Source organism: Paraburkholderia sp. (assembly GCF_035948235.1).
Classification (GTDB): Bacteria; Pseudomonadota; Gammaproteobacteria; order Burkholderiales; family Burkholderiaceae; genus Paraburkholderia.
On record NZ_DASZJJ010000216.1, the window covers coordinates 1 to 10,893 of the forward strand.

Here is a 10,893-nt window from a genome sequence, read left to right on the forward strand (position 1 = left end):
GGATAACAGAATTGTCAGCGGGCGAACATCGAAATGACACGCACCATCGATTATCCTTTACCTGCAGTTCGATCTGCGTAGCAAGTTTCTGAAGATGCCCGCGCTTGCAGACTTGCCGTCACGTTTGCACAGTTTCGCGGATAATCACGCTGCCGTCTGCTTCATTGTCTTTTTCGCGTCCCGTTATCGTATGGGGCGCACACAACCTTCGTTGCACCTCTTCTGTAACCTCTTCTGTATCGATGTCACGCCGCAAAAACGCACACCCAGCTCCTTCTTCCATTTTCCTGCAACGCCCGCTGGACCAGAAAACAGCCACCGAAATGGCGCTCGCGCATCACCTCACGTTTGCGGCCTGCAAGGGCTGGGCGGGCACCACGCGCCTCGTCAGCGAACTCGTGCGCATGGTCTATCTGACCTTCTATGTGCAATGCGCCGGTTACGGCGACACGGATATCGCGCAATTCGCCGATGCCGAAGCCGCGCTGGAGAAATGCATTCTGCGCGCTGGCGAAGATGAAGCTTGCCGGATTGCGCCGAATGAATGCGCGCTGGTCGAGCCGATTCTGCGTCAGGCGGATACGCAATTGTTTCTTGCGCCACGGCTTGCGCTAATCGACGCGTACAAGCGTCTGGACCGGTTCCTGCGGAGTTCGAATGAATCGCCGCTGCCTCAGCCGGCATGATGAAACACTAACTCCAGCCCGATGCGTTCGCCGCTTCTCACGCGGCTGATTGCGTGCTTGAGGTGGCCGCGGTAATAGCCATGCGCGCCCTGAATGGGCCGTTGCGCACTCGCAATGATCGCCATATCGCCAGGACCGAGCGGCGCGACCATCGGGCGCGACTGCATACGCGGGCGTTGTTCGGTCATGACGAATTCGCCGCCCGTGAAGTCCCGCTTCGGCTCGTTCAGCAGCGCGACCACTTGAAGCGGAAATATCCACTCGCCCTCGTCATGGCGATGCAGGCCCAGCCGTTCGCCTTCGCGCAAACGCATGAGATGCGATTGCGGCCTGTGCTGTCCGGCGCTGCGGTTGATTTCCAGAAATGCATCGAGTTCGGCAGGAAAGCGGCGGTCGATTCCCGCAAGCCCATTCCACCGGTTCGCCACCGGCACAAGCCATCGATAGAGCGCTTCACGCCAGGCATTCAACAGCGGCGGCATGCCGTCATCGAAATAACCCGACTCGCCGCCTTCAGCGCCTGACGTCGTGCGCCCTTCGTCCAGGCAGGCGGCAATTGCACGCGCTTGCTGCGCATTGAAGCATTCAGGCAGCACAGCATAGCCTTCGGCGTCCAGTTGCGACTCGATATTCTGGATATCGAAACGTTCGAGCATCTCGCGCCCCTTCATTTAGACGCCGACGGCTCGCGCGCGTCGTGAAAGATCATGCCGAGCGTGTGCCGTGTGCCGCTGCGCACCACGCTCACGCCGTGACGCATCGCGACCTTACGCGCACCTCCCGCCACCCCGGGCCGCTCGTTGACCGCGAACACGACGGCGTCGCCCTGCATCAGCGGCACGACGTCCGCATACTGCCCATTGCTGCGCGTGCCAGTCATGACGAACTCGCCACCCGTGAAATCCACATCGGGCGCCGAAAGCAGAACCGCCACCTGTAGCGGAAACACGTGTTCGCCGTACAGATCCTGATGCAGACAGTTATAGTCGCCCGCGCCATAGCGCAGCATGAGCGGCGTCGGGCGCGTCTGCCCGGCCGCGTGGCAACGCACGAGGAATGTTGTCAGATCGGCGGGATACTGCACGTCCACACCCAGTTGCCGGTTCCAGCGATTGGCGATCGGCGCGAGGCGGCGATATAGCGCGTGACGCAGGCGAGCCAGAAAGGGCGGCAGCGGGTAGGAGAAGTACTTATATTCGCCGCGCCCGAAGTTGTGCCGGGCCATCACGATGCGCGAACGGAAGCGCTCGTCCTGCGAATAAAGCGCGGCCAGTTTCACACACTGCTCAGGCGTAAGCAGCGACGGCAACGGCGCGTTACCCTCGCGATCCAGTGACGCAGCAGCAGCGTCCCAGATCGCGTCCCAACGCGCCGCGGTTTCCATCTCCGGCGTTTCCGCAGTTTCGATAGTTGTTTCAGCAGATTCGGTCATCGCCGCTTTCCGTGATTTTGATCGGGGAACCCAATGCGGCCAGTCTAGCGCGGGCACGCCGGCCGGAAACTCCGGGCCTTGCGCTTCAATTACCCTCATGAACTGCAAAAAATACAAGCGCCGCCGCACCCACCCACGTAAACCCGCGGCGGCGGCGCGCGAGGCACTGCAAAAAGTGCCATTGAATCTCTCTTTTGTGTAGGGACGCCCGCGCGGCCCTCTTCTATTCTCTCCCCATCGCATCGCCAGTCCGGCCCAGGCCATCCGGCCCGCCTCCCGCGACGGCTCATTCAAGCAAGGAGATGAAGTTGACTCAGAAAGTGCGGCTCAAAATTGCCATCGCCGAGCATCCGCATACGTCGGCGATCCGCAACGGCTCCATTCCCATCGAGGGCGTGGACGCGGAATTCGTGACGGTTCAGCCGCAAATCGGCGCGTTCCGCCGCATGGTGCGCGACGTCGAATTCGATGTCTGCGAACTGGCCCCGACCACCTATATCATCGCCCGCGCCTATGGCGCGCCCTTCGTCGCGCTGCCGGTGTTCGTCGTGCGCCGCTTCCATCATGGCGGCCTGCTCGTGCGTCCGGACGCCGGCATCAACACGCCGAAGGACCTCGAAGGCAAGAAAGTGGGCGTGCGCGCCTACTCGGTGACGACGGGCGTGTGGACGCGCCAGGTGCTGATCGACGAATTCGGTCTGGATTCCTCGAAGGTCACGTGGGTCGTCGACGATGAAGAGCACGTCACCCAGCTCAAGCTGCCGGGCAACGTCATTCATGCACCCGAAGGCACTTCGCTTGCCGACATGATGGCAAGCGGCGAACTCTCCGCAGGCTTCGCGGCGGCAGCAGGCATTGGCCGCACCGGCGCGCCCACGGGCGGCTGGAAGGAAGTGGAAGCCGATTACCCCGATCTGCTGCCGAACGCCGAAGAAATCGAAACCGAATACTACGCACGCACCGGCATCTATCCGATGCACGGCACCATCGTCGTGAAGGATTCGGTCCTGGCCGAGCATCCGTGGGTCGCGCGCTCGATCTACAACGCGTTCGATCAGGCCAAGAAGGAATGGCTCGCCCGTCTGGACGCGGGCGAAGCGACTGCCGCCAGCGACAAGAAGTACCTGGCACTGCGCAAGATCGTCGGCCATGACCCGCTGCCCTACGGTCTCGCCGAAAACCTCAAGACCATCCAGGCGCTCGAAGCCACCGCATTCAAGCAAGGTCTCACGCCGCGCCGCATGGCGATCGAAGAGCTGTTTGTCGATCCGCTCGCGCAAGACCTGAACGCAGAGGTGAAAGCATGATTATCGATTGCCACGGCCACTTTACGACCGTTCCTGCATCGTTTCGCGACTGGCGCGCAAGGCAGGTGCTGTTCGCCAACGATCCGGATAAAGCGCCTTCGCGTGACGGCGCGTTTGTGAGCGACGACCAGATCCGCGAAGCAATCGGCAACGGCCAGCTCAAGCTGCAACGCGAGCGCGGCAGTGATCTCACGCTGTTCTCGCCGATCGCCGGCCTCATGAGCCACCACCTCGGCAACGAGCGCACGAGCCTCGAATGGGCCGAAGTGTCCAACGATCTCGTCTACCGCGTGACCGAGCTGTATCCGGAGAACTTCGCGCCGGTCTGCCAGTTGCCGCAGTCGCCGGGCGTCGCGCCTGCCAACAGCGTCGCGGAACTGCGCCGCTGCGTGGAGCAGATGGGTTTTGTGGGCTGCAACCTGAATCCGGACCCGAGCGGCGGTTACTGGACCGGCAAGCCCGTGACCGATCGCGAATGGTATCCGCTGTACGAAGCGCTGGTCGAACTCGACGTGCCCGCGATGATTCACGTGGCCGCTTCCTGCAACCCGTGTTTCCATGGCACCGGTGCGCATTACCTGAACGCGGATACCTCGGTATTCATGCAGATCCTGCAATCGGACCTGTTCAAGGATTTCCCGACGCTGCGTCTGGTGATCCCGCACGGCGGCGGCGCGGTGCCCTATCACTGGGGCCGTTATCGCGGCATGTCGCTCGAAATGCGCGAGCGGCCACTTGAAGGACTGCTGAACAATATCTTCTTCGATTCGTGCGTCTATCACCAGCCGGGCGTGGAGTTGCTGACCAAGGTGATTCCGGCGGACAACGTGTTGTTCGGTTCGGAAATGATCGGCGCTGTGCGCGGCAAGGACCCGGCAACGGGCCAGTATTTCGACGACACCAAGCGCTATATCGACGCCTGCCCCGCCCTCTCCGACGAAGACCGCAGCAAGATCTTCGAAGGCAATGCGCGCCGCGTGTATCCGCGTCTGGATGCACGCCTGAAGGCTCAAGGCAAATGATATTCGGCCGGCCACTCAATTCAACGGGCAAGGCCGATCAAGAGACAAGGACAGAGAGAGACATGCCTTCATCCATTGTTGATATTCATCCGCACATCATCTCCGACAACGAAACGCTTTATCCGCCGGCACCGCTGTTCGGCAAGCGTTCGGAGTGGTCGAAGGAGCGCCCCACCACCGTCGAAACGCTGATCGCCGCGATGGATGCGGCCGGCGTGGGCAAGGCCGCCGTCGTGCATTCGTCGACGACCTACGGCTTCGACAACAGCTATGTGGTCGATGGCTGTGCGAAGTACGCGGACCGCCTGGTGGCGGTCGGCTCCGTCGACGTGCTGCAGGAAGACGCGCCGCAACGCATTCGCGAGTGGACGGATCGCGGCCTGGCGGGCCTGCGCCTCTTCACTGGCGGCAGCACGAAGGAATTCGATCCGAGCGAACTGGACGATCCGCGTTCGTTCCCGGCGTGGGAACTGTGTGCGGAACTGGGCCTGCCGATGTGCATCCAGACCGGCCCGATCGGCCTGCCGCAAGTCACGGCGCTGGCGAAGCGCTTCCCCGCGGTGCCGATCATTCTCGATCACCTGGGTCGCCCGGAAGTTGCGGACGGCGCACCGTATGCGGCGGCGCAGAGCCTGTTTGAACTGGCGCAGTACGAAAACATTTTCCTCAAGCTCACGCCGCGCATTTTCGCCGACGTGAAGAAGGAAAAAGCCAGCGCGCAGACGTTCTTCCCGCGCGTGGTCGAAGCGTTCGGCGCCGATCGCATGGCCTGGGGTTCGAACTTCCCGACCTCGCCTGGCACGCTCGAAGAGATTCTCGCCACGGCACAAGCGGGCCTCGCCTGCCTGAACGCCGCCGACCGCGCGTGGATCTTCGGCAAGACGGCACAAAAGCTGTACCCGGCGCTGGCCTGAACTGGCTTTAGCTTGATGTAGCGCCTGCAACACGGCGGCCGGCCGCTGTCCCGCACCCGATTCACGCGGGCATTGGCCGGCCTGTAACAAACCGATTGAGGTCAGAAAAAAGCAGATGGAGACGAGCAAAACCCAGCGGCAAGGCAGCGTGAACCGATGGGGCATTCTTGCCCTGCTCGCGTTAGGCGTGCTGACGTCCTTTATCGACCGCACCAGCATTTCGAGCGTGCTGGCCGACAGTGCTTTCATCCGCCACTTCGCGCTGACCAATGTCGACCGCGGCTGGATCAATTCCGCGTTCTTCTGGTCCTATGGCCTGTTTCAAGTGCCAATGGGCTGGGTCGCCGACCGCTACGGCGTGAAATGGCCCTACGCCGTGTGCTTCGCGCTCTGGTGTCTCGCGACCGCGCTGATGGGCGCCGTGACGACGCTCGCGGGCCTCGTCGTGATGCGCCTGTTGATCGGCATTGCTGAAGCCATCGTGATCCCGGCCAGCTACCGGTGGATTCGCAACAACTTCGACGAGAGCCAGAACGGCCTGGCCGTGGGCATCCTCGCGATGGGCAACAAGTTTGGCCCCGCGCTGGGCGCGCCGGTGGGCGCATGGTTCATCGTCAACTACTCGTGGAAAGCGATGTTCGTCGCAACGGGTCTGGTCGGACTCCTCTGGCTGGTGCCCTGGCTTATGTGCGTGCGCAACGATCTGCCTTCGCGCGCCCAGCTCGTCAAAGCCGATCGCAGCGCACGCAGCGTGACGTTCGGCAGCATCCTGGCAAGTCCGGTGGTGTGGGGCGGCATGATCACCAACTTCTGCTACGGCTACTTCACGTTTTACTGCATGACGTGGATGCCCGCCTACCTCGTCGAGCAGCGCGGCCTGTCGATCGGCGAATCCGGCATCTTCACCTTCTTCAGCTTCGCGGGCATCGCTATCGTCGCCGCTATCGCGGGCTGGGCCGCCGACCGCATCATTGCGCGCGGCCATGATCCGGTGCTGGTGCGCAAATCGTTCATCATCGCGGGCTTTATCGGCGGATGCACGGTGCTACTCGGCGCGTACGCACAGTCGCTCAATTCCGCCCTGTTCTGGAACGTGCTGTCGCTCTCGCTGCTGGGCATGACCACGGCTAACAACCTCGTGCTCTCGCGTCTCACGCTGATCCCGAAGCAGACGATTGGTCTGGTGACCGGCGTGCAGCAGGTGGCGACGAGTCTGGCGGGCGGCGTGGCAGCGAGCCTGTCCGGCTGGCTGCTCCATATCAGCCATAGCTACGACCTGCCGATGCTGGTGATTCTGGTGTTCCTGCTGGTGGGCGCGGCGGCGACCGCGATCATGTACCGCAGCGAATGGGCCCCAAAAGTCAGTGAAAATCCACAGGGGGAACTACGCGAAGCCTGATCCCCTTGATTGATTAAATCGGAATCCGAACCATCGAGACAGCAGCGCGATGCGATAGCGTCGCGCGCCCAACACCACCGGGCCGACGGCACGCTCCGCGGCCTCTGATTAAAAAGACTGGAAATAACGCACATGGCGAAGATCGTATTCGGAATGGCAGTGCCGCACAGCGGCATGCTGGGCCAGGCGCCTGAAGACTGGCTGAAGAACGGCGAGCGCGACCGCAACAACCCTGAACTGTGGTTCCGCAACCGCACGTGGACCTACCCGGAACTGGAAGCGCACCGCGAAGCCGCATTCGAGCCGTTCCTCACCATCGAGGAACGCACCGCGCGCGCCGCACGCTGCCGCACCGCGCTGGACGAAATGGCCGCCGCCTATCGCGACGCGAAGATCGACGTGGCGATCATTCTGGGCAAGGACCAGAAGGAAATCTTCACGGACTTCTCACCTTCGATTGCGATCTATACCGGCAAGGATGTGCACAACGGTCCGCCGCAACGTTCGGTGTATGCGCCTGACCACCACGTCACGCACGAATGCCATCCGAAACTGGCCACGTATCTGATCGAGCACTTCCAGAAGGAGAATTTCGACCTCACCGACCTGTTCGCGTGGCCGGAAAACGTCTGGATGAATCCGCGCCCCGAATACCCGGTCGTGCCGCACGCGTATAGCTTCGTCTATCACCAGATCATGGGCGACAACCCGCCGCCGCACGTGCCCATCATCATGAACTGCTTCTATCCGCCGACACAGCCTTCGATGTCGCGCTGCATCGACTTTGGCCGCGTGTTGCGCGATGCGATCACGGCGTGGCCCGAAGACGTGCGCGTGGGCATCTTCGCGTCCGGTGGCCTCTCGCACTTCGTCAACGACGAAGAGTTCGACCACCGCATCATGGGCATGCTGGCCGACTATGACTACGACGGACTCGCGGCAGTAGACAACCGCTCGTATCAGTCGGGCACCTCGGAAATCAAGCTCTACGTGAGCGTCATGAAAGCGGTGCAGGAAACCGGCGCGCAAATGACGCTGGTCGATTACGTGCCCTGCTGGCGTACGCCCGCCGGCACCGGCGAAGGCATGGGCTTCATGTACTGGAAAGCGGCCGAATAAGGCCCCAGCTTTAAGTCCTCCAACGCCACCTACCCTATTCATCGAAGAGAGACAAATCGTATGAGCACTCAGCGCCTCAACAGCATTATCCGCGCCCTCGAATCGGGCAAGCCCGCATTCACCGCCTTCTCCAAGCTCGACAAGCAGAACGCGATCGAGATGAGCGATGCGCCCTATGACGGCCTCGTGTTTGAAATGGAACACAATCCGTACGACGTCGCGGCGCTTGGCGATGCGATGCAGTACATGCTCAGCCGCAAGGAAATCGCCGAATCAGGTTCGGTCTCGCCGCGCGTGACGCCGATTGCCCGCATTCCCGCCAACGGCGCGGAAATGAATCAGGCCTTCGCGAAGCAGGTGCTCGATCGCGGCGCGTATGGCGTGGTGTGGCCGCATATCGCGACCGTCGAGCAGGCGTACAACGCTGTCGCTTCGTGCCGCTATGCGCGCCCGAAGAGCGCCCCGCTCTATGAGCCGAAGGGCGTGCGCGGCGACGGTCCCGCTACGGCCGCGCGCTACTGGGGCTTGAGCATGACCGACTACTACAAGAAGGCCGACGTGTGGCCGCTCGTGCCGGAAGGCGAAATCATCGTCGGTCTGATGTGCGAGAGCACGCAAGCCATCGAAAACCTCGACGACATTCTTTCGAATGTTCCCGGCATCGGCTTCATCCTCATCGGCGAAGGCGATCTGAGCCAGGAACTCGGCTTTGCACGCCAGTACGAGCATCCGGAAGTGCTCGACGCGATGCGCCGTATCGTTTCGATCTGCCATAAGCACAACGTGGTAGTGGGCAATCCGCACGTGACCGCGAAGAACCACAAGCGCCTGATCGAAGAAGGCTACCGCTTCCTGATGTCGGCGCCGATGCGCAGCTACGGTGTCGTGGGCATGGCGCGCGAAATGGCCGGCTATTAAGCAGGCTCCAGCTGATTCCCGCGCGATTCATCCATACACGAATAAGGATTCCTTACCATGACGACACAAACCGAAGCGCCCACGCTGCGTGTCAATCTCGCCGATTACGCCGTCACCAAGGCGATGAAGGACGGCCGCGTCAAGTCGGACATCGTCAATCTCGACTACTGCGGCCCCACGCCGGCCCATAACGGCTTCAAGGCCATGGTGCGCGAAAGCGCGTTCGACGCGGGCGAACTCGCCATCGTCACCTTCCTTCAGGCCAAAGCTTACGGCAAGCCCTACGTGCTGCTTCCCGCGCCAATCTCGGGCCGCTTCCAGCATCATTGCGCGGGCTACAACATCGACTTTGGCGAACTCGCGCCGCGCGATATCGAAGGCAAGAAGGTGGGCGTGCGCACCTACACGCAGACCACGGCGTTGTGGATTCGCGGCATCCTGCGCCACGAATACGGCGTCGATCTCGACAAGGTCACGTGGATGACGCTCGGCGACGGTCATCTCGCCGAATACAGCGATCCCGCTAACTGCGTGCGCCTGCCGAAGGGTTCGTCGATTCCGCAAATGATGCTGGACGGCGAACTGGCCGCTGCCCTGCTCGGCGAAGACATGCCGAAGGATCCGCGCGTACGCACGCTCGTGCCGGATGCGCAGAATGCCGCGAAGGACTGGTTTGCACGTGAAAACGTGGTGCCCATCAATCACATGTTCGTGGTGCACAGCGACCTTTCGAAGCAGCGCCCGGATATCGTGCGCGAACTCTATCGCATGGTAGTGGAAAGCCGCGCGCAGGCCGAAGGCGTGCCCGCCGTGTTCCCGCCCATCGGTCTGGAAGCAAACCGCAAGGGCATCCAGCTCGCCATCGACTGGGCGCTCGACCAGAAGATCATTCCGCGCCGTATCGCCGTCGATGAGTGTTTCGACGACGTGACTGCCGCGCTCGGCTAATCGCACGCTTTCTCCCGGTGCGCAGCGAAGCGTTTCGCTGCGCACCGTCTCGCTTGATTAAACAGGAGGATTACGAATCAAATAATCGCCCCCGACGGCCAGAAAAAACAGGCCGCGATAACTAGAATTAGCATGGAGACAGAATGAAAAGATTGCTCGTATTGGCATGCGGCGTCGCATCGACCTGCATGTTCAGCGCGGCGCACGCACAGTCGTCCGTCACGCTGTATGGCGTGATCGATAACGGTGTCGAATTCCAGAACGGCGGCGACGGCAAAGTCGTACGCGCCACCTCCGGCGGCTTGTTCGCCAGCCGCTACGGTTTCAAGGGCAGCGAGGATATCGGCGGCGGCATTCACGTCAATTTCCAGCTCGAACAGGGCTTTTCGGCCATGACGGGCGCAGCCGCTAATTCGGCGGAGGCCTTCAATCGCCAGGCGTGGGTTGGCGTATCCGGTAACTTCGGTGAGGTACGATTCGGCCTGCAAAATACGCCTCAATATATTTTTCTGAACCGCGAACTCGATCCTGTCGCGGTGATGAGCATGGGCTCGCCCATGCTGAACTTCAATTCGTTGACGATCCGCGTAAATAACGCGATTTCGTATTTCACGCCGACGGTTTATGGTCTGACCGCGCAATTCATGGTGGCGATGCGCGATTCCACCACCAAGCCCAGCAACGGTCTGCAGTTCTATAACGCGGCTGTGCGCTATGAAAACGGTCCATTCCGCGTGGCGGCGGGTTACGAGCAGGCCGACAACGCCACCGGCACGTCTGCGCTACGCGTCTTCAATGCGGGCGCGTCAGTAGGCGTGGGCGACGCGCGCTTCTATCTGGCGTATCACACCGAGCGTCAAACCGACGACAGCGTCAAGCGCGATGTGTACGAAGCCTCCGGTTCGTACTTATTCTCCCCCGCCGATCAATTCGTGCTCATGTACGGCTATGAGCACGATAAAACCGGTCAAGGCAACAACGCGCAGCAGATCGGCATGACTTACGAACACTATCTGTCCAAACGCACGACGCTTTATGCATCGGCGGGCTTTATCCAGAATCGTAACAAGGCCGCTTTCACGCTTAACGGCACCTCTTATGCCGGCGTTACCGTCGCGCCGGGTTCGAATACGCGCGGCGTGATTCTG

11 protein-coding genes are annotated in these 10,893 nt (G+C 61.5%); 9 read left to right on the plus strand and 2 right to left on the minus strand.

Features of this window, described 5'->3' with window-relative positions; translation table 11 throughout:
- The first annotated feature begins 323 nt into the window (after positions 1 to 323).
- The gene (locus tag VG320_RS18500; protein WP_327201536.1) at positions 324 to 686 is read left to right on the plus strand and encodes a hypothetical protein; all 363 of its coding nucleotides are present in this window, start codon (positions 324 to 326) and stop codon (positions 684 to 686) included.
- Here the strand turns inward: VG320_RS18500 and VG320_RS18505 are convergent.
- Together VG320_RS18505 and VG320_RS18510 are read right to left on the minus strand one after the other, a co-directional pair.
- Positions 674 to 1,342, minus strand: coding sequence for a 2OG-Fe(II) oxygenase (locus VG320_RS18505; RefSeq protein WP_327201537.1), 669 nt, complete (start codon positions 1,340 to 1,342; stop codon positions 674 to 676). The genes VG320_RS18500 and VG320_RS18505 overlap by 13 nt on opposite strands.
- Positions 1,343 to 1,353: 11 nt before the next feature.
- Positions 1,354 to 2,070: a 2OG-Fe(II) oxygenase gene (locus VG320_RS18510; RefSeq protein WP_327201546.1), complete on the minus strand. Its 717-nt coding sequence runs from the start codon at positions 2,068 to 2,070 to the stop codon at positions 1,354 to 1,356.
- A 356-nt stretch (positions 2,071 to 2,426) separates the two neighbouring features.
- Between VG320_RS18510 and VG320_RS18515 the strand changes: the two genes are divergently transcribed.
- The 8 genes from VG320_RS18515 to VG320_RS18550 all read left to right on the plus strand — a co-directional run.
- The gene (locus VG320_RS18515; RefSeq protein WP_327201538.1) at positions 2,427 to 3,425 is read left to right on the plus strand and encodes a PhnD/SsuA/transferrin family substrate-binding protein; all 999 of its coding nucleotides are present in this window, start codon (positions 2,427 to 2,429) and stop codon (positions 3,423 to 3,425) included.
- Positions 3,422 to 4,447 carry an amidohydrolase family protein gene (locus tag VG320_RS18520; protein WP_327201539.1) on the plus strand — a complete coding sequence of 342 codons (1,026 nt, stop codon included), beginning with the start codon at positions 3,422 to 3,424 and terminating at the stop codon, positions 4,445 to 4,447. Before VG320_RS18515 ends, VG320_RS18520 begins: the two co-directional genes overlap by 4 nt.
- 62 nt (positions 4,448 to 4,509) lie before the next feature.
- The gene (locus VG320_RS18525) at positions 4,510 to 5,361 is read left to right on the plus strand and encodes an amidohydrolase family protein (RefSeq protein ID WP_327201540.1); all 852 of its coding nucleotides are present in this window, start codon (positions 4,510 to 4,512) and stop codon (positions 5,359 to 5,361) included.
- Between the two features lie 115 nt (positions 5,362 to 5,476).
- Entirely contained in the window at positions 5,477 to 6,760 is a 1,284-nt protein-coding gene (locus tag VG320_RS18530) for an MFS transporter (RefSeq protein ID WP_327201541.1), read from the plus strand.
- Between the two features lie 132 nt (positions 6,761 to 6,892).
- Entirely contained in the window at positions 6,893 to 7,879 is a 987-nt protein-coding gene (locus VG320_RS18535) for a protocatechuate 3,4-dioxygenase (RefSeq protein ID WP_327201542.1), read from the plus strand.
- Positions 7,880 to 7,939: 60 nt separating this feature from the next.
- On the plus strand, positions 7,940 to 8,797 hold the full coding sequence (locus VG320_RS18540) for an HpcH/HpaI aldolase family protein (RefSeq protein WP_327201543.1): 858 nt from the start codon (positions 7,940 to 7,942) through the stop codon (positions 8,795 to 8,797).
- 57 nt (positions 8,798 to 8,854) lie between these two features.
- Positions 8,855 to 9,745: a phosphate ABC transporter substrate-binding protein gene (locus VG320_RS18545; protein WP_327201544.1), complete on the plus strand. Its 891-nt coding sequence runs from the start codon at positions 8,855 to 8,857 to the stop codon at positions 9,743 to 9,745.
- 143 nt (positions 9,746 to 9,888) lie between these two features.
- Positions 9,889 to 10,893: porin (locus VG320_RS18550; protein ID WP_327201545.1), on the plus strand; the 1,005-nt coding region annotated here is incomplete at its 3' end.

Excerpts from the sequence above, each read along its gene's own strand:
- VG320_RS18500 (WP_327201536.1), top strand. The coding sequence starts at position 324 with ATGGCGCTCGCGCATCACCTCACGTTTGCGGCCTGCAAGGGCTGGGCG.
- VG320_RS18505 (WP_327201537.1), bottom strand. The coding sequence starts at position 1,342 with ATGCTCGAACGTTTCGATATCCAGAATATCGAGTCGCAACTGGACGCC.
- VG320_RS18510 (WP_327201546.1), bottom strand. The coding sequence starts at position 2,070 with ATGGAAACCGCGGCGCGTTGGGACGCGATCTGGGACGCTGCTGCTGCG.
- VG320_RS18520 (WP_327201539.1), top strand. The coding sequence starts at position 3,422 with ATGATTATCGATTGCCACGGCCACTTTACGACCGTTCCTGCATCGTTT.
- VG320_RS18525 (WP_327201540.1), top strand. The coding sequence starts at position 4,510 with ATGCCTTCATCCATTGTTGATATTCATCCGCACATCATCTCCGACAAC.
- VG320_RS18530 (WP_327201541.1), top strand. The coding sequence starts at position 5,477 with ATGGAGACGAGCAAAACCCAGCGGCAAGGCAGCGTGAACCGATGGGGC.
- VG320_RS18535 (WP_327201542.1), top strand. The coding sequence starts at position 6,893 with ATGGCGAAGATCGTATTCGGAATGGCAGTGCCGCACAGCGGCATGCTG.
- VG320_RS18540 (WP_327201543.1), top strand. The coding sequence starts at position 7,940 with ATGAGCACTCAGCGCCTCAACAGCATTATCCGCGCCCTCGAATCGGGC.
- VG320_RS18545 (WP_327201544.1), top strand. The coding sequence starts at position 8,855 with ATGACGACACAAACCGAAGCGCCCACGCTGCGTGTCAATCTCGCCGAT.